The sequence below is a fragment of the Massilia sp. 9I genome (assembly GCF_902506415.1).
In the GTDB taxonomy this organism is placed as follows: Bacteria; Pseudomonadota; Gammaproteobacteria; order Burkholderiales; family Burkholderiaceae_D; genus Telluria.
Genome location: NZ_LR733275.1, coordinates 5,364,969 through 5,381,760, shown reverse-complemented (window position 1 = coordinate 5,381,760; position 16,792 = coordinate 5,364,969). Strand labels below are relative to the sequence as shown.

The window sequence follows — 16,792 nt, the reverse complement described above, 5'->3', positions numbered from 1 at the left end:
AAATATGGATCGCTGGGTTGTTTATGCGTTTATTTCGATGGCATTCGCCGGTTCTACCGCGCATGCGATCCCACCACCACCATTAAAACCTCGCCTGCTTCGCGAAGCCCGCATGACTGCGGTGGTCAAGCTGATTGAAGCACGCAATGGCGTGGTGTTCAAGGTAAGCGAGCTTTGTAAAGTGGGCGGAAAGATCCCCGTCTACGCCGATGAGGGCTTTGCCGCCGGCGTACACGCTCGCGAGCTTGGTGGCTACAACATGCTGTGGAAAGGGGAGAAACTGCCAGTCCACGTGGCGGGCGCAAAGGCAGTCACGAAAAAAGCCAGCTCTTACGCAACGGCATCAGTAAGCGTGCTTCCGCCCGACGCAGTTCCCCTCTGTCCCGACTTGTGCGGGCCACAACCCCTTGCCGTTTCCAGCGCGGAAATCCGCGCAAGTGGCCGGCCGAGGTTCATGTCGTTCAGCTTGACGCCAAACCCTGTGTCGATGTTGAACGCCAAGCCCACCGTCTGGCTCGAAGCGGACATCGAAATCCTCGACTGACTAGGCGATCGGCTCGATCCGATAAGCACATCGGCGCGCCCCAGCCAACTGATGCTCGACCCGCTCGACCTTCACGTCAGGCCCGAGCACGCGTTGAAACACGTCCAGCTCCGAGCGGCAGAAATTCTGGCAGCTGCGCGCGGCCGCGCAAATGGGACAGTGGTTCTCGACCAGCAGCACGCTCCCATCATCTGCGACCTGCGCCTCGGCCATGTAGCCCTCCGCATCGCGCAGCACCGCCAGGGTCGCCGCGCGTTGCGGCAGGGAAGCGGCAGGATCGATCGCCGCGCGGTAGGCCGTCTCGCTTGCCGTCTCGCGCGCATCGATCAGCCGGTCAATGGCCGACTCGCCGAACAGGGCCCGCACCTGGCCAATCAGGTCGACGGTCAGCGCCGCATGGCGGTCAGGATAGCGCGCATGCCCCAGTTCCGTGAGCTGCCACAGACGCACCGGGCGTCCCACCTTGCCGGGCGTGTCGATGTGCGTCACCAATCCCTTTTCCTCGGCCGCTTCCAGCTGGCGGCGCACCCCCATCGAGGTCAGGTGCAGGATGTCCGCCATCGCCTGCGCGGTCTGCGCTCCGCGGGTCTTCAGCAGCAGTAGTGTCTGTTCAGCCGTATTCATGCGAATTCCTGTTGTGTGTTCGCGGCCTCGCGGCTCCAGCGCCGCATCGACAGTGCAGCCCATCCGGCCAGCAGGCCGCCCGTGATCAGCACCAGCCGGGTGTCGAGCAGCGCCAGCAGGCCGCCGCCGAAGGCCATCACGATGTGGGCGACGCAGAAGGTCGTCGACAGCAGCCCCATGACGGCGCCCTGGCCGTGCTGCGAGAAGCGGTCGGCGGACCAGGCCTGCAGCGTCGCATTATAGAAGGCGTGCGGCATCCCGAACAAAATGATGGCCGCCATGCCGATCCAGAGGTTGCCGACGCCGACACAGAAGATCGCCAGCGCCACCGCAGCGGCCTGGCCGCTCACGCGGGAACGCGCATCGCTGGCGTGGGCGCGGCCGGCAATCAGGGCTGTCAGGGTCATGGCGCCGCACATCGCCATGTTGACGAAGGCGATGCCGGCCGCGTCGTAGCCGCCCACCTCCACCAGCCAGAGCGGGAAAAACTCGTAGAAGCCGGCGACGCCGCAGGAATAGGCGAGGTGGATCACGAACAGGGTCTGCAGCGGGCCGTGGCGCAGCAGGGTGAAGGCGTGGCGTTCGCGCGCCAGCGACCACCAGCTGCCGCTCCTGCCTGGCGCGGGTTCGGGCGCGAGGACCAGCATCGACAGCACTGCGCCCAGCAGCAGGCCGCCCGCGGCGATGGTGAAGGGAAGCGTAATGCTGAAGCCGGCGCTCAGGCCAGACAGCAGCGGACCGGCGAGCCAGCCCAGGTGGAAGGCGCCATTCAGCCAGGAAAGAGCATGGTTGCGCAGCGGGCCGTCGAGGCGTTGCGCCAGCAGGGCGCGCAGGATGGCGCCATTCCCCTCCAGTACGCCGGTGACGAAGCGGGCGGCAACCAGCAGGGGGAAGGACTGGATCAGCAGCGCATACGCGGTCAGCAGGTGACCGCTCGCCGCGCCGAGCGTGGTGAGGAGCAGGATGCGACGCCGCCCAAGCGCATCCGACAGCGAGCCCAGCACCGCGCTGCCGAGCAGCATGCCGACCGGGTTCGCCATCAGCGCGATCCCGAAAAGCAGCTTGGGCGGCAGGCCAAGGGAGGTATTCAGCGCATTAGGCTGGCCGTCGGCAAACAGCGGTGGCAGCAGCGGGTAGGCGAGCGAGGCCCCGATGGTGGACAACAGGGCGAGCAGGCAGGCACTTCCGATCAGCAGGCGATGCTTCATGCGACTCCTGGCTTGGCAATAGGTCAATGCCAGGAGTGTAGGTCAGCGCAGCATATAAGTAAACGAATTAGTTTATTTATTAGGTTCGCTGCGCCTAGTCGGTTGCAGATCGCTGTCGCCGCTGCGCGTCTTGCTGTCGCTGCTCCCGCCGAAGCCGGCGGCGCCCGCGGCGGTACCGGTACTCGCGAGCGCCACGCGCAGTTCGGCGGCGCGCGGGTTGGCGACCGTGCCGGCCACCACCTCGCGCGCGTTCACCGGCTTGCGGTAGTAGCCGGCCGTTTCGGCGCCATCGAAGCGGATGTCGGTGACGGCGATGGTGGCGCCGCCGAACAGGCCTTCGGTGTCGGACCAGGCGGTGATGTCGCCCCAGCCGAGCGAGCCCTCTCCCTTTTTCGACCAGTCGACCATGGTGAGGCCGGCGTCGGCATTCAGCGAGAACTTATTGTTCTGCATGAAGCCATTGAGTGCCTTCTGGTCGTTGAGGACGAAGGCGATGGCGCCGCCTTCCGCGCCGAGTTGCGCGCCAAGCGTCAGGCCTGCCATGTTGTAGAAGGCGGGCGTGCCCCAGCCGTCGGCGCGGCGGATCAGGAGCACGCCGGCGCCGCCGCGCGCGCCGACGCCGACCGCGACGCGCACCGAGTCCGGTACCACGAACACGCCCTTCGACTTGGCCAGCAGGGCGGCCATGTCGCGGTTGCGTTCCATCTGGTGGATCACGTTGATGGCGCGGTTCAGGTGGGTGGTCGCATCGGTGGCGTCGCTGCCTTCCTGGGCCGCGCCGGTCTTGGCGCTGGTCGGGTTGGTGCGTTGCTGGACGGTGCTCGGCCCGGTGCGCTCCTGGGGCGCCACCGGTTTCGCCGGCTGCTGTGCCGCCGCCGTGCCGCAGATCGCGGCCAGCAGCAGTGCAACTGTAGTCTGAGAAATTCCTTGGTTCTTCATCGCTTCGCTCGCATGGGTATTGGATGCATCTAGCCTAAAGCGAAGCGGCAAGCGGCGGCGCGAGCTTGCGGACGGGATGCCGCTCCATTTGAGAAGATTGCGTGCGGCCTGCCTCGGGCAGGCGTAGACTGGTGTCGCGGTAAGGTTTTTTATGCCAAGCGCATGAAAGGAGCCATCGTGAAAATTCCGGAAGAGCTGAAGATCCCGGCCATCGTGTTCGGGTTGCAGGCGGCCTTGCTGGCCGGCGCCGCGCTGATCTTCCTGGTGCTGCGTCCGCCCGGCGGTTGAGGCTCTGTCGCCCGGTTCAGGCGTTCAGCCAGGCAGCGGGCTGTGCACGCCGGCGGTCGCCGGCGCGGGGGGCGTGTGTGCGTCCATCGCTGCGTGTTTCGGGATACGGATCGGTGGCGAAGCGCAGTTGCGGACCCATGCCGCGCAGTCGCTCGAGGCTGACGCCTGGAGCCAGCGGCGTCTCGGTGCCGGTGACCGGATCCAGGTGCCAGAAGCCGCCGTCGCGGTGGAACAGCAGCGGCATCGCCGCCGCCCGCGGCTGGGCGGCGCAGTCGCCGTGGCCGGGATGGGTTTCGGGCGCCAGGATGCAGAAGGCTTCGGCACGGGCGCCGGCGTCCAGGCGGTGCAGGATCAGGCCGTGCGGAAGCAGGGCGCTGACTTCCAGTTCGACGACGCCGCGGATGCTGGCCGTGAGCGAGATGCGCATGCCGAGGCGGAGCAGCGCCGGCATGTGCTTGCCTGGCCAGACGCCGTCGAGCAGCAGGCCGTAGCGCGACACGTCCTCGATCTCGAAACCGTGGCGGCCATGGCGGATGATGGCGTGGCGGCCGGACAGGCGGCGTGTGAGGCCGCCGCGGTCTTCGCCATGTTCGCCATAATGCGTGAGGAGCAGCTCGGCTTCGGGTTCGATCTCTTCGAAGCGCCCCAGCACGCACTCGCTAAGTGCGAACAGGCGAAGGTGGCGCTGCGCCGCCGAATCCGGCTCGGCATGCACCAGGCAGGCGCTGCTGGCCGGGCAGGGATGGACGCTGGGCGAAACCGGCACGTCGATCTCGATCAGGTCTTCGTCCCAGGCGATCGAGGAAATGCCCAGCTCGGGCTTGCCGTTGCGCTCGCTCGGGTCGCGCAGGTCGAGCTGGGCGATCGAGGCATTGCGTGCGCTGACGTCGATGTCGACCCGGCCGCCGCCCGGCGCCTGCACCCGGGCGATGCCGGCGTCGTCGGCCGTCACGCGCACGTTCTTGTACGTGGCCAGGAAGGTCTGGTGGATCTCGCCCAGGCTGGCATCCAGGCGCGGCATCAGGATCACCGGCGAGCAGGTCCAGGTGCGCGATGCCGCCGGTTGCTGCGGATGGCGGCTGTGCAGTTCGATCTCGAGGCGGTACTGGCCGTGCTCCAGGCCACGCGAAGAAAATTCCAGGAACACCGGTCGCCAGTCGCCGCGCGAGGTGCGCTGGAAGGCATAGCTCTCGCCGTCGCGCAGGCGCAGGCCGGAACGCACCAGCATGCGCACTTCGGCGGCGCAATCCATGGGCATGCCGCGCAGCTCGAGCTTGATGGCCTGGCGGCCGCCGGCTGCGCGCGGATCGAAGCCGCTGATGTGCAGTTGCGGGCGCTGCATCACAGGGGCAGCGGCCTGTACCGGACGCTGCGCGCGCAGGGCGGTGACCGCGTCGAAACTCGAGGGCAGACCGCCGGTAGGGGCCGCCACGGCTTCCGCAGGCTGCACATGTCCGTGCGCGCAAGTTTGCTCGCCGGGCATGACCCAGACGGTGCAGTGCGGATGCTCGGAATTGCGGCAGCGGTTCATGGCGCGGTGGGCGGTTTCAGTCAGTTTCGGCAACATTGAAAGCTTACGCTGTTTTACTGCCCAGTGGCGCGCCGCATTCGTTGATTAGCAACATTATTTTCTGTTAGGAATTTTTTAACTTTCGGCCTCGTCCGGCAGCGCGGTCTCGTCGGCGTGCCCCTGGAGCGGCCGCAGCACCAGCGCGGTCAGGTTATCGGCATGCAGGCCGTCCGGCGGCGCCTGCTCCAGTTCGGCGAACAGGCGCCCGACCATTGTTGCCGCGTCCGGCGCGCCGCTCAATACATCCGGCCAGCGATCGACGAAGCGGTCGGGATGCAGGCAGGACCAAAAGCCGTCGCTCGCCAGCAGGTAGCTGGCGTCCTCGCGCAGGCGCAGCACGCGGCGGTCGGGCAGGGCGCACAGCCAGGACGGCAGGTTCAGGGGCGTCAGTTCGAACAGTGGATCGGCCAGGTGCGCCGGGTTGCTGAAGGCATTCCCGAGGATGAAGGCCTGGGCGATCTGCGGCGAATGGGCGCCATGCACCTGGCGCCACCAGCCGCCCTCATCTAAGCGGCCCGCGATCGCCGCCGCAGTGGCGGGCACGTGGTCGACCGTGAGCGCCCTGGCGTGCTCCGGGCCGATCTCGTACAGGCGCGAGTCGCCCACGTGGTAGAGCAGGGGCGCGGCGCCCGCCGGCAGTTCCAGCATGGTGAGCGTGGTGCCGGGACGTGCGCCGGCCTCGAAAGCGAAATGGCGCTGCAGCTCGGCGTGCAGGCGGTCCAGGTGGCGGCCGAGTTCGGCGGCCGAATGGCAGGGAGGAATGGTAAGCAGGCCGGCGGCGACCGCCTCGGCCGCCTCGCGTCCATGGCCGTGGCCGCCCATGCCGTCCAGCACCGCTACCCGGCCGTGACCGGCGGGCCAGCCGGCCAGCTGGGCGCGCCGCACCTCTTGGTCCAGCAAGTGGCAAGCCTCGCCGCGAAAGTCGATGACGACGAAGTTATCCTGGTTCTCGGGGCGCTGCAGGGGCCCGCTGCCGCGGCGGCTGGCGACCGCCACGTCATAGCGCGGCGCGAACTGGAAGGCGGACAGGATATCGGTCGGGTCGGGCATGTAGGGGTTCAATGGTGCAATCCTGCTACTTTACACCCGAACAAGCCGGCCCCAAGCCGCGATTAGAGGGGATTTTTCCGGTTTCCGCTCACCAGGATGAGGGCATTGAGCAGCACGCAGGCGCCGGCGGCGGCCAGCGCCGCGCGCACGCCGAAGCGGTCCGCCACCTGGCCCCAGAACACGCTGCCGGCCACATAGCCACCCGACATCACGAACAGGTAGATCGACAGGGTGCGCGCGCGAACGGCGGCAGGGAAGGACAACTGGGCCGCCGCGTTCAGGGTCGACACGGTGGCCGACCAGGCCATGCCGCCGCACAGGATCAGCGGCACCAGGAGCAGCAGCGAGCGGCTGAGCGACATCGTCACCAGCATCAGGCCGTAGACCACCAGCGCCCCGGCCAGCACGCCGCTCTTGTCGATTCGCGCGCGCACCTGCGGCAGGAAGAAGGCGGCGATCACGGCGCCGGCGCCCAGGCAGCCCATCAGGGTGCCGTAGGTACTGGACTGCATGTGCAGCACGTCGCGCACGAATACCGGCAGCAGGCTGGCAAACGCGATGGTCGAGAAGAACACCGAGCACACGTTGCGCAGGATGCGGCGGTAGCGCGCGCAGCCGAAGGCAGTCTTCACGCCGCACAGGAAGCGCTCGCCGAAAGCTTCGGTGACCGTGGCCTGGGGCGTACGCTCCTGCCACCAGGCCCAGTAGACGCCGAGCAGGCCGGCAAAGGAAAGGGCATTCGCCAGGAACAGCGCGCTCGGTCCGATCCAGCCGAACAGCACCCCGCCCAGCGCCGGCCCGATGATGGCGGACAGGTTATACGACAGGTTATTGAGGGTGGCCGCGGCTTCCACTTCGTCCGGCTCGACCAGGCCGGACATGGCCGCCTGCCAGGCCGGCCAGATGAAGGCGGTGCCGATGCCGATGCAGAAGGTGAGGATCAGGACCGGCGTCGCGGCGATCCGGCCCGTGGTGACGAGCACCGCCATCGTGCCGGCGCACAGCGCCATGTAGAGGTTGCAGAAGAACAGGAACTTGGGGCGGTGCACGGCGTCGGCCACCACCCCGGCCAGCAGCGCGAACAGGAAGATCGGAACGTAGGTGGCGGTCTGCACCAGCGAAGTGATCGAGGCCGACTTCGACAGCGAGGCGACCAGCCAGGCCGATGCGAAGGTCTGGATCCAGGTGCCCATGTTCGACACCATGTTGGCTAGCCAGATGTTGCGGTAGCGCGCATGCCGCAAAGGCCGGGTCAGCGGCACCTTGCGGCGGGGCAGCGGGGGGCTGAGCGGGATGCCGGCAGTGCTGCCGAGATGCGCGCTGGAACTGGATTCGGACATGGTCTGGACAGTGTAGGTGGCTTCGCTGCCCACGGTCAATAAAATTGCCTTGCGGAAAATCTTTTCTGTGATATTGTGGCGTTCCCAAAACACCTCAGCCGCGAAAGACATGCTGATCCGACCGCTCCGGGCCACGGACATCCCAGCCGTGGCTGCCTTGCTGCGCGAGCTGGCGCGCGAATACATCGTGCACGAGTCGCCTCCGGAAGGCGCGTCGACCTTCCTTGCGGAGAACGACGAGATGGGGGTGCGCGGCTTCTTATCACGTGGACACGTCTACCACGTCGCGGTCATCGACGGTGAAGTGGCGGGCTTCGTCGCGGTGCGCGACCGCAGCCACCTGTTCCACCTGTTCGTCGGCAAGCGCTGGCACCGGCGCGGCGTGGCGCGCGCGCTGTGGGAAGCGGCGCGCGACGCGGCCCTGGATGCTGGCGGGGACGGCGCCTTCACGGTGAACTCCTCGAACTTCGCGGTGCCGGTCTACGAGGCCTTCGGCTTCGTGCGCGTCGGTCCGACCCAGTGCGCCAAAGGGCTGTATTTCAATCCGATGCGGCTGGCCGCGACGGAAGACGCCTAGCTTCATCATCCCGCCGCAACCACAGGCTGCTGGCCCAGCCATCTAGCCTGCGGCCGTCCACCATTGCTTTGACTTGCCACCAGTCGCCCTGGTGCGCGCCCGTTACCGTTACCACCGTGCCCGCCGGGACCACCGCCAGCCGGTGCGCGTTGACGCCGACATCGTCGCGCAGGTTCAAGTGATCGCGCACGCGGTAGTGGGCGCCGGCGACCGGCGCGGTGGCCAGTTCGACCGGCAGCGCCGCCGCCTGCACCTCGGTGTCGAGCCCGAACACCGCCTGCAGCAGCCCACCCAGCAGCGCCGTCCCGCATACCAGCACCGTCAGGGCGCGCGCGTTCGCCCGGCGCCACCAGGCGCGCGGGGTCAGCCAGGCCGCCAGGCATAGGGTCAGCACCAGGCCGGCGGCATACAGGGCGATCGTGATTGGCATGCCCGGCCTCAGGCGTCGAAACGCAGCACGTAGTGGCCGGCGACCAGATGGTGGCCGGGCGGAATCAGGTAGGGATGCTCCTGGGTGGCCGTCTCGATCTGGGTCACCAGCTTCAGGTCCGGGTCCAGGTGGAACAGGGCCTGGGTCTCGGACAGGCGCACGATGCGCAGCCCATCGGCGCTCGCTTCCCAGCTGAAGGCATTGCGCGACAGGCCGAGGCGGTCAGCGCTGGCGGCCGCGCTGCCGTCGGCGTGGCGCAAGAAGGCGGGGGCGTCGAGCACGCGCAGCGACGCCAGGGCTGGCATGCCGCGGCCGAACACCAACCTGGTGCCGGCCGCCGCCGGCTGCACCGGTCCTTGCGGCACGGCGAGCAGCGCCGCATAGCGGTCCGCCATCTGCGGCGGCGCCGCATGCAGTTGCACGCTGGCGCCATCGCTGGGTGCGAAGCGCGAGGGCACGCTGATGCGCTGGCGGCCGGCCGCGGTGATCGCGTGGACTTCGTCGGCGTCGTCGACGGCGAAGCGGATCAGGCTATCCTTGCCTGGCGCCGCAGGCGCGAGGCTGGCGCCGAGGCCGATCTCGAGCATGTGTGCGCCGGTGTCGCGGTAGCGGCTCAGGCGCGGCAGCGCGAGCGCGGCCAGCGTGATGCGGTGGCGCGCGACCGGTGCATAGGTGGCGTCGTTCTCGATCACCTGGGGCGACGTGGAGGGAACGGCGGCGAGCGGCATCGCGGTCATCTCGTTGTCGTCCGCGGCGGCGCGCGGCTTCCACACCGAGGGTGTGCGCGCAGGCGCTGCGCTCGGCGCCTTGGCCGGCGCCTGGTGGGAGGGCGCGCCCATGCGGCTGATTTTCAGGAGCAGGCGCTGGCCGCCGGCCTGCCGGCTGCGGATGACGTAGTAGCCGTTGGCGGCATCGAACTGGCACTCCAGGCTGTCCTTCGGGCGCACCTGCACCTCAAGCGGCGCGTCGGCGCCATCGTTGATCAGAAGGATGCCACCTTCGACGCCGAAGGGCCAGCCCGGCACCGCGAAGGTGGCGCTGGCCTCGTCCTGGCCAACCAGGGTCAGGCGCTGGTTGGGATACACCGCGCACACCGGCTGCCAGATGGCGCTGTCGCGCGAGGCTGTCACGGTGTACAGCACCTGTTCGCCCGGCGCCGGCAGGTAGACGGCGTGGCCGAACTTGACCTTGACTTCGCCCGCCGCCACGGCATCGGTGCCGACCACGTGGTAGCGCACCTCGTCGCCATTCAACAGGTCGCCGAAATCCTTCTGGTGCAGGGCGGCCAGCGATTGCGCCAGGTCGCGCACGCGCGCGCCCCGCGTCAGGTGGCGGTCGTCGTCGACCTCGTCCTGGGGCAGCATCAGGGTAACGTGCGAGAAGCAGCGGGTGGCGGCGCGGCCGCGCTGTTCGCGCGGCGAGCGCTCCAGCAGGTCGCGCAGGAGCGGACGGCGCGAGAACAGCGACAGGCCCGGGGCCTGCCACAGCGCCTCGGCATTGAACACATCGCCTACCTTGGCCAGGATTTCGTGTTGGACGTAGACCGGCATGATTGATTCTCCTCGAAAGATTGAACGCTCGCCATGCCGAACGCTAGCAGGGGGCAGATGAAAAACAGCAGGTGCGAGCCGCCGGCCGCCAGGAAGCTCATCGGCTGGCCCATGATCGGGAACAGCGCCAGGTTGGTGCCCCAGGAGAGCAGGAAGTGCCCGCCCAGGAAGGCGGCGCCGCCGGCCAGCAGGAAGCACTGGAAGCGTCCGAGCCAGGCGCGCCGGAAGTCGCCGGCGCTGCTGCCCGCCTGCCAAGCCGCGGCGGCTGCATGCAGCAGGGCCGCCAGCAGCGCCGCCTGCAAGGCCCATAGCAGCAGGGCGCCCGCCAGGCCGTGGCGGTTGATCAGGAAGGACGGTGCGAAGTCGTCCTGCACCGCCGGGATGCGCAGCGCGTCGCCGGCCGGCCCGCCCAGCGTGGCCGCGCCTAACAAGCCATCGGCGCCGAACCAGCCGCCGTCAAGCACGGCGCGGGCGCCCAGCAGCATCTGCTGGCCGGTATGCGGATGGACGGTCGGATCGGCCCACACCTGGAAGCGCTCGGCGTAGAAGCTGCCGGCAAGCCCCGGGCCGGCCGACTGCAGGGCGATGGCGCCGCCGAGCAGCGCGCAGCACAGGCCGCCCATCAGGCCCGCCTGCAGCCGGCGTCCGGTGGCGAGGCACCAGGCCAGCAGGGTCACGGCGCCCCACACCATCAAGAGCACCAGCGGCGAGAAGTCGTCGACCTGCACCAGCGCCACCGCCAGCAACAGCACGAACAGCAGGCTTGGCGCCAGCATGCGCAGCCAGTCGCGCCAGTTGCGGCGGCCAGGAGCGCCGCCGGTGGCGAGCGCGAGGCAGTGGGCACTCAGTGCAGCGAGGGCGAGCTTGGCGAACTCCACCGGCTGGATGTCGAACACGCCGGTCTCGTTGCCGAAGGCGACCTGCAGCAGCAGCCCGGCCAGTGCCGCGACCGCCAGCGCCACCAGCAGCCATTCGGTGGCGGGGCGCGACAATGCGCCTCTAGCCAGGCCGCCCAGCAGCAGGAGACCGAGCGGCAGCCCGATGGCGAGCAGCACGCAGCTGGTCTCGACATGGCGCAGCCAGGCGCTGTCGCGCGCGCCCAGGCCCAGTTCGAGCTGCACCAGCAGGCCGGCGCCGAGCAGCAGCACCGCGGCCACGGCCAGCAGCGGCGCGCGGCGCGTCCACAGCAAGGCGAGCCAGAGTGCGGACCAGGCCAGCACCAGGGTCCAGCCCGTGCCCGGCGCGGCACCGCTGCGCTGCATCACCAGCATCAGGAGCGCTGCCGCAGGAATCAGGGCCGCCGAGAGCCCGCGCATTGTCAAGCCGCCGGAGCGCAGCGCGGCGACGCCAGTCAGCAGCAGCGCGCCCAGCGTGGCGCCCCACGCGAGCATGGATGGCGGCGCGAAACGCCACAGCGAGCGCTCGGTCCAGCTCCAGTGTACGGTGGCCGGCAGTTCCGCCTTGGGTTCGGCGAACAGCTCGACCTGGGCCGCCGGACGCAGGCGCAGCGTGTCGCCGTCATGGGAAACGGCGAAGCGGGTGCGGCCGACCGCAAGGGTGTCCACGCCATCGAGGGCATGTTCGCGCTGGGCGGCATCCTGCCAGCGGCCGCCGTCCTGCAGCAGGACCGGCTGTGAACCGCGCACCGTCAAGCCGATGTCCCCGGAAGGGGTCCGCGCCAGCGCCAGCTTGCCGGTGTCGAGTCCCGGCACGGCGAGGCGGTTGCCGCAATAGAGGTTTCCGCCGAAGGCGAGCGGGCGCTGGAAGGCGAGGGCGCCAGGTGCGAAGTGGTTCCAGAATCCGGCCAGGCGCGCCGCCATGCCGGCGTCCGGGCAGGCGGCCTGCGCTTCGCCGTCGCGCCGCAGCAGGGCGCCGTCGTAGTCCCAGCTGTCGCTCCCGTCGCGCAGGGTGATGCGGCCCTTGCCGGCGGTGGCGACCTCGAAGATGCTCGCTCCCGCTTGCAGTCGCTGGCCGGTGACCAGCAGCACGCTGCCCGTATGCAGGCGCTCGTCGCCGCGCGTCAGGACAGCGCCCTGCGCCGGGCTGGCGTTGTGCAGCCACCAGCGGCCAGCGGAGTCGCGCCGCACGCTGAACTGCTGCGCGGCCGCGCGCGGCGCCGCGAGTTCCGCGCGGCCGAGCGTCTGCTGCGCGCCCGGGACCAGCCGCAATGCGATCTCCGACGGCAGGTAACGTGGTGGCACCAGCAGCACCGCCAGCAACTGCAGGCCGCATACCAGCAGCAAGGCCGCGGCGGCCGCGATCGAACGGGGAGTCATGCTGCTCTCCGCAGAGGTTCGGCCACGCGGGCCCGGATCGCGCACAATGCGCGGCTGATTTCCAGCGCGTGGTTCGGGCGATCGGCCGGCTCTGGTGCGAGCAGGGAACGCAGCAGGTCCGCTGCCTCCTTGCCCGCAGCCTGGGCGAAGCTGGCCGCTTCATCGGGCGACAAGGTCGAGGGCAGGCCGCCATGTTCGCGGCGCAGGATGGCGGCGCCTTCGCGGCCGTGCGCGGAATACGCCTGCGCACAGGCCGCGCCATACTTCAACATGCGCCCGCATACAAGCCAGAAGAAGAGGGCGCCAAGCGCGAAATAGTCGCTGCGTGGATGGGGCGCGTACAGGCCGCGCGCACGCGGGAAGAACTGCTCCGGCGCCTGCCAGCTGGCGGTGCCGGCGTAGGAGTGGGTCGGCGCATCCAGCAGCGGACGGCTGGTGCCGAAATCGGCCAGCTTGATGCCGCCGGTGCGGCGGTCCAGCAGCAGATTGCCGGGCTTGAGGTCGAGGTAGCGAAAGCCGGCCGCGTGGACCTTGGCCAAGGCCTGGTTGACCTGGGCGATCCAGTCGAGCGCCTGCGGGAGCTTGGGTTGACGTCCGGCGCCGCGTTCGGCCTTCAGGTGCGAAGCGAGATCGGCGTCGAGCAGTTCCAGCGCCATCGCCGGCATGCCCTCATGGCTGCCGCTGTCGAGCAGGCGCACGATGTGGCGCGCGTCCCAGGGAGCGAGGCTGGACAGGAAGCGCTCCTCGGCGCGGGCCGCGTCGATCCAGTGATGGCGCAAGCTGGCCGGGGCCAGCGCCATCTGCCCGGTGTTGACCAGTTTAATGGCGACGCTGCCGCCCGCCATATCGTCGGCGCGCCACACCACGCCGTAGGCGGAACCGCCGAGCGCTTCACGCAGCCGGTACTGGCCGCGCGCGAGTGTAATGGGTGTGCCTTGCTGGACCATGCTGCCTCCGCGACTGGCGCCGTGCGCCCTCGCGGAGGTTTAGCAGGGGGAGGAGGAAAGCGGACGAAAAAAAGCCGCGCAGTGCGCGGCTTTCGGTTTAGCGACCGTAACGATCCCAGCGGTCACCACGGTCCCAGTCGCGGCGATCGTTGCGATCCCAGTCGCGGCGGTCGTGGCGGTCATAGTCGCGACGCTCGACATAGACCGGGCGCGGCTGGACATACACCGGACGCGGTTCGACGTAGACCGGGCGCGGCTGGACGTAGACGGGGCGCGGCTGGACGTAGCCGTAGCCGTAACCGCGGTTATCGTAATAGCGGTTGTTGTCGTAGTAGCGGCGGTCGTCGCGGGTCGAGACCGAATTGCCCACTGCCGCACCCAGCACACCGCCCACCAGGGCACCGGTCGAACCGCCGGCGCTGCCGCCGATCGCCGCGCCGAGCACAGCGCCGATGGCAGTATTCGCACCACGGTCGTCTGCCATTGCCGCTGGGGAGACGGCAACCGCGGCCAGGACCACCGCACCAACAATTTTAGATTTCCACATGGTTTTTCCTTTTTGCCTGAGCGGGGATCAGGATGATCAATACGACGCCAGGCATGAACGAACTATAGACCTGCGCGGTCAAGCTGCCATCTGTTAATACAGAATCTTACAAACAGACATCTGGTCGTAACATGGAAAGCGGCCCTTGCAGAGGGGCGAGGCCGCCCCATCTAACAATTGTTACTGTTTTCCGCCTTCGAGCCCGTCCGTGAACCGATCTTTCGCCACCATCCTGTCCCTGCTGGTTTTGTTGCAGGTTTATATTGGCATGCGTCTCCTGCCCGACCTGGATGGCGGCCTGCTGCTGAACATGGCGGGCGTGCTGGTGCTGGTTGTATTAACGGTACTGGTGCCGGTGGGCTTGATGTCGGCCTCGCTCCGGCGCCGGCGCTGGTCGGAACTGGTCTCCTGGCTGGGCCTGATGTCGATGGGCCTGTTTTCCTCGCTGCTGGTCACCACTCTGGCGCGCGACCTTGTCTTGCTGGCACTGCGCGTCACCGGCCTGCTGAGTCCCGAGATCGTCTTTGGCAGCGCCGTGGCCGTGCCGCTGCTGGCCGCGGCCGTGACCTTGCTGGGCTTCGTCAACGCACGCAGGCTGGCGCGGGTGAAGCGGGTCGAAGTGCCGATCGCGAACCTGCCGCCGGCCCTGCACGGCTACGCGATCGCCCAGGTCTCGGACATCCACGTCGGCCCGACCATCAAGCGCCCCTACCTGAATGCCATCGTCAACCGGGTCAACAAACTTGGCGCGGACGCGATCGCGATCACCGGCGACTTGGTGGACGGCAGCGTTCACCGGCTGAGCCTGCACACCCAGCCGCTGGCGCGCCTGGCCGCGCCGGACGGCGTGTTCTTTGTTACCGGCAACCATGAATACTATTCAGGCGCGGAGGAGTGGATCGCCGAGGTGCGCCGCCTGGGCATCACGGTGTTGCTGAACCAGCATGTACTGCGCCGCCGCGACGACGCCACCGTCATGATCGCCGGCGTGGCCGATTACAGCGCCCATCATTTCCACCCTGCGCACAAGAGCGACGCGCGCGCGGCGGCGGGCGCCCGCGATGCCGACGTGCGCATCCTGCTGGCGCACCAGCCGCGCAGCGCACCGGAAGCTGCCGAGGCGGGCTTTCACCTGCAGCTCTCGGGCCATACGCACGGCGGCCAATTCTTCCCGTGGAATTTGTTCGTGCCGCTGCAGCAGCCTTTTGTCGCCGGCTTGCACCGGGTACGCGACATGTGGGTGTATATCAGCCGCGGCACCGGTTACTGGGGGCCGCCGAAGCGCTTCGGCGCGCCGTCGGAGATCACGCTGGTGCGCCTGGTGCCGGGCTGAGCCCCAATGTAAAGACGCCAACATTCCACAGCAAAAACTTTCCGGATGCGCTATCGTTGGAATCCCTCGAACCTATGAAGGATCCGACGCATGAACCGCAGTATGTCACCCAAGCGCGCCAGTCTCCCTGTCCTGACCGTTCTCGCCGCCGCGCTGCTCAGCAGTAGCGCCCTGGCCGCCAGCCCCGGCAACGATCCCGCGGCGCTGGCGAAGATCCGCGACACGGCGATGCAGAGCGATTACGCCTGGGAGCGCATGGCGGACATGACCGACCTGATCGGCCCGCGCCTGTCCGGCTCGGCAGGCGCCGCCGCGGCGGTGACCCAGGTGGCGGAGGCGATGCGCAAGCTCGGCGCGAAAGTGACCCTGCAGCCGGTGAAGGTGCCGCACTGGGTGCGCGGCCTCGAAAGCGGCGAGCTGGTCGAGTACGCCGGTCGTCCCGCAGGCATCACCCAGCGCGTCGTGCTGACCGCGCTCGGCGGCTCCGGCGCCACGCCCGCCAATGGCGTGACCGTACAAGTGATCGTGGTAAAGAGCTTCGATGAACTCAAGGCGCGCAGTGCCGAGGTGAAAGGCAAGATCGTCCTGTTCGACGTCGCCTTCGACCAGGACATGGCGGACCGCGGCCTGGCCGGCCAGGCTTACGGCCAGGGTTCCGCCTACCGCCGCGACGGCCCGCGCCAGGCGGCCGAGCTGGGCGCGGTCGCCGCGCTGGTGCGCTCGGTGGGCGGCGCCAACTACCGGATCGCCCACACCGGCAATACCGCATTGCAGGACTACCCGCGTTTCCCGGCCGCGGCCGTGACCGCCGAGGACGCCATGCTGATGAGCCGTTTGGCCAAGCGCGGCGCGCTCAGCATGAAGCTGGTCCTGACCCCGCAGACCCTGCCGGATGCCGACAGCTACAACGTGATCGCCGACCTGCCGGGCACCGACAAGGCGGACGAGATCGTGATCGTTTCCGGTCACCTGGATTCCTGGGACCTGGCCACCGGCGCCCATGACGATGCCGCCGGCGTCGCCAGTGCGATGGCCGTGCTCGAGACCCTGAAAAAGCTCGACTACCGTCCGCGCCGCACCATCCGCATGATCGCCTGGATGAACGAAGAGAACGGCACCCGCGGCGCGCGCGGCTACCTGGCCGCCGAGCAGGCCAATGCCGAGAAACACGTCGGTGCGATCGAAAGCGACAACGGCGCCGGCCGTCCCTTCGGCCTGCGCGCCAGCGTGCCGGCGACTTCCAGCAAGCTGTTCGCGCCACTGCAGGCAGCCATGCAGCCGATCGGCGCCGGCATCTTCCGCCGTGAAGACGCGCTCTCGACCGGCGACCTGTCGGGCCTGGAACGCGCAGGCGTGCCGAGCTTCGCGCCGCTGATCGACACCTCCAGCTACTTTAATTACCACCACACCCCGGCCGATACGCTGGACAAGGTCGACCCCGACCACCTGCGCCGCCATGTGGCGCTGATGGCCGCGACCAGCTGGTTCCTGGCCAACATCGAGCAGCCGATCGGCCGGGCCAGCGTTCCCGAGCGCTGATATATAGAGAAGCGCACCCCGGGCAGGCGC

At 68.7% G+C, this 16,792-nt stretch carries 15 protein-coding genes; 4 read left to right on the top strand and 11 right to left on the bottom strand.

Annotated elements, in window-relative coordinates:
* Positions 1-4: 4 nt before the first annotated feature.
* The gene (locus GV068_RS24185; RefSeq protein ID WP_159704055.1) at positions 5-544 is read left to right on the top strand and encodes a hypothetical protein; all 540 of its coding nucleotides are present in this window, start codon (positions 5-7) and stop codon (positions 542-544) included.
* Here the strand turns inward: GV068_RS24185 and GV068_RS24180 are convergent, their stop codons facing one another.
* From GV068_RS24180 to GV068_RS24155, 6 genes are all read right to left on the bottom strand, one after another.
* Positions 545-1,168, bottom strand: coding sequence for a metalloregulator ArsR/SmtB family transcription factor (locus GV068_RS24180; RefSeq protein ID WP_159704052.1), 624 nt, complete (start codon positions 1,166-1,168; stop codon positions 545-547). It lies immediately after the preceding gene.
* The gene (locus tag GV068_RS24175; RefSeq protein WP_159704049.1) at positions 1,165-2,376 is read right to left on the bottom strand and encodes an MFS transporter; all 1,212 of its coding nucleotides are present in this window, start codon (positions 2,374-2,376) and stop codon (positions 1,165-1,167) included. The genes GV068_RS24180 and GV068_RS24175 overlap by 4 nt, the downstream gene beginning before the upstream one ends.
* Before the next feature lie 72 nt (positions 2,377-2,448).
* On the bottom strand, positions 2,449-3,315 hold the full coding sequence (locus GV068_RS24170) for a lipid-binding SYLF domain-containing protein (protein WP_159704046.1): 867 nt from the start codon (positions 3,313-3,315) through the stop codon (positions 2,449-2,451).
* Between the two features lie 304 nt (positions 3,316-3,619).
* Complete coding sequence (locus tag GV068_RS24165) at positions 3,620-5,170, bottom strand: FHA domain-containing protein (protein ID WP_229464471.1); 1,551 nt, start codon at positions 5,168-5,170, stop codon at positions 3,620-3,622.
* Between the two features lie 78 nt (positions 5,171-5,248).
* Positions 5,249-6,235: a PP2C family serine/threonine-protein phosphatase gene (locus GV068_RS24160; RefSeq protein ID WP_229464462.1), complete on the bottom strand. Its 987-nt coding sequence runs from the start codon at positions 6,233-6,235 to the stop codon at positions 5,249-5,251.
* A 50-nt stretch (positions 6,236-6,285) separates the two neighbouring features.
* Complete coding sequence (locus GV068_RS24155) at positions 6,286-7,596, bottom strand: MFS transporter (RefSeq protein ID WP_229464598.1); 1,311 nt, start codon at positions 7,594-7,596, stop codon at positions 6,286-6,288.
* Positions 7,597-7,672: 76 nt separating this feature from the next.
* Between GV068_RS24155 and GV068_RS24150 the strand changes: the two genes are divergently transcribed.
* Entirely contained in the window at positions 7,673-8,140 is a 468-nt protein-coding gene (locus GV068_RS24150; RefSeq protein WP_159704043.1) for a GNAT family N-acetyltransferase, read from the top strand.
* Here GV068_RS24150 and GV068_RS24145 read toward each other — a convergent pair.
* From GV068_RS24145 to GV068_RS24125, 5 genes are all read right to left on the bottom strand, one after another.
* The gene (locus tag GV068_RS24145) at positions 8,103-8,570 is read right to left on the bottom strand and encodes an SH3 domain-containing protein (RefSeq protein WP_159704040.1); all 468 of its coding nucleotides are present in this window, start codon (positions 8,568-8,570) and stop codon (positions 8,103-8,105) included. The two genes, GV068_RS24150 and GV068_RS24145, sit on opposite strands and share 38 nt — an antisense overlap.
* A gap of 8 nt (positions 8,571-8,578) precedes the next feature.
* A complete protein-coding gene (locus tag GV068_RS24140; RefSeq protein ID WP_159704037.1) occupies positions 8,579-10,120 on the bottom strand; it encodes a hypothetical protein in 1,542 nt (513 codons plus the stop codon).
* A complete protein-coding gene (locus GV068_RS24135; RefSeq protein ID WP_159704034.1) occupies positions 10,081-12,396 on the bottom strand; it encodes an FtsW/RodA/SpoVE family cell cycle protein in 2,316 nt (771 codons plus the stop codon). Before GV068_RS24135 ends, GV068_RS24140 begins: the two co-directional genes overlap by 40 nt.
* The gene (locus GV068_RS24130; RefSeq protein ID WP_159704031.1) at positions 12,393-13,343 is read right to left on the bottom strand and encodes a serine/threonine-protein kinase; all 951 of its coding nucleotides are present in this window, start codon (positions 13,341-13,343) and stop codon (positions 12,393-12,395) included. The genes GV068_RS24135 and GV068_RS24130 overlap by 4 nt, the downstream gene beginning before the upstream one ends.
* 97 nt (positions 13,344-13,440) lie before the next feature.
* Positions 13,441-13,890, bottom strand: coding sequence for a glycine zipper domain-containing protein (locus GV068_RS24125; protein ID WP_159704028.1), 450 nt, complete (start codon positions 13,888-13,890; stop codon positions 13,441-13,443).
* A gap of 268 nt (positions 13,891-14,158) precedes the next feature.
* Between GV068_RS24125 and GV068_RS24120 the strand changes: the two genes are divergently transcribed.
* Together GV068_RS24120 and GV068_RS24115 are read left to right on the top strand one after the other, a co-directional pair.
* A complete protein-coding gene (locus tag GV068_RS24120; RefSeq protein WP_159705507.1) occupies positions 14,159-15,223 on the top strand; it encodes a metallophosphoesterase in 1,065 nt (354 codons plus the stop codon).
* 90 nt (positions 15,224-15,313) lie between these two features.
* On the top strand, positions 15,314-16,762 hold the full coding sequence (locus GV068_RS24115) for a M20/M25/M40 family metallo-hydrolase (protein WP_229464460.1): 1,449 nt from the start codon (positions 15,314-15,316) through the stop codon (positions 16,760-16,762).
* The last annotated feature ends 30 nt before the right edge of the window (positions 16,763-16,792 follow it).

What these genes read in the sequence shown, in the direction of transcription:
- GV068_RS24170 (WP_159704046.1), bottom strand. Translation starts at nt 3,315, where the DNA reads ATGAAGAACCAAGGAATTTCTCAGACTACAGTTGCACTGCTGCTGGCC.
- GV068_RS24135 (WP_159704034.1), bottom strand. Translation starts at nt 12,396, where the DNA reads ATGACTCCCCGTTCGATCGCGGCCGCCGCGGCCTTGCTGCTGGTATGC.
- GV068_RS24120 (WP_159705507.1), top strand. Translation starts at nt 14,159, where the DNA reads ATGCGTCTCCTGCCCGACCTGGATGGCGGCCTGCTGCTGAACATGGCG.
- GV068_RS24115 (WP_229464460.1), top strand. Translation starts at nt 15,314, where the DNA reads ATGAACCGCAGTATGTCACCCAAGCGCGCCAGTCTCCCTGTCCTGACC.
- GV068_RS24175 (WP_159704049.1), bottom strand. Translation starts at nt 2,376, where the DNA reads ATGAAGCATCGCCTGCTGATCGGAAGTGCCTGCCTGCTCGCCCTGTTG.
- GV068_RS24130 (WP_159704031.1), bottom strand. Translation starts at nt 13,343, where the DNA reads ATGGTCCAGCAAGGCACACCCATTACACTCGCGCGCGGCCAGTACCGG.
- GV068_RS24125 (WP_159704028.1), bottom strand. Translation starts at nt 13,890, where the DNA reads ATGTGGAAATCTAAAATTGTTGGTGCGGTGGTCCTGGCCGCGGTTGCC.
- GV068_RS24140 (WP_159704037.1), bottom strand. Translation starts at nt 10,120, where the DNA reads ATGCCGGTCTACGTCCAACACGAAATCCTGGCCAAGGTAGGCGATGTG.
- GV068_RS24180 (WP_159704052.1), bottom strand. Translation starts at nt 1,168, where the DNA reads ATGAATACGGCTGAACAGACACTACTGCTGCTGAAGACCCGCGGAGCG.
- GV068_RS24145 (WP_159704040.1), bottom strand. Translation starts at nt 8,570, where the DNA reads ATGCCAATCACGATCGCCCTGTATGCCGCCGGCCTGGTGCTGACCCTA.
- GV068_RS24165 (WP_229464471.1), bottom strand. Translation starts at nt 5,170, where the DNA reads ATGTTGCCGAAACTGACTGAAACCGCCCACCGCGCCATGAACCGCTGC.
- GV068_RS24185 (WP_159704055.1), top strand. Translation starts at nt 5, where the DNA reads ATGGATCGCTGGGTTGTTTATGCGTTTATTTCGATGGCATTCGCCGGT.
- GV068_RS24150 (WP_159704043.1), top strand. Translation starts at nt 7,673, where the DNA reads ATGCTGATCCGACCGCTCCGGGCCACGGACATCCCAGCCGTGGCTGCC.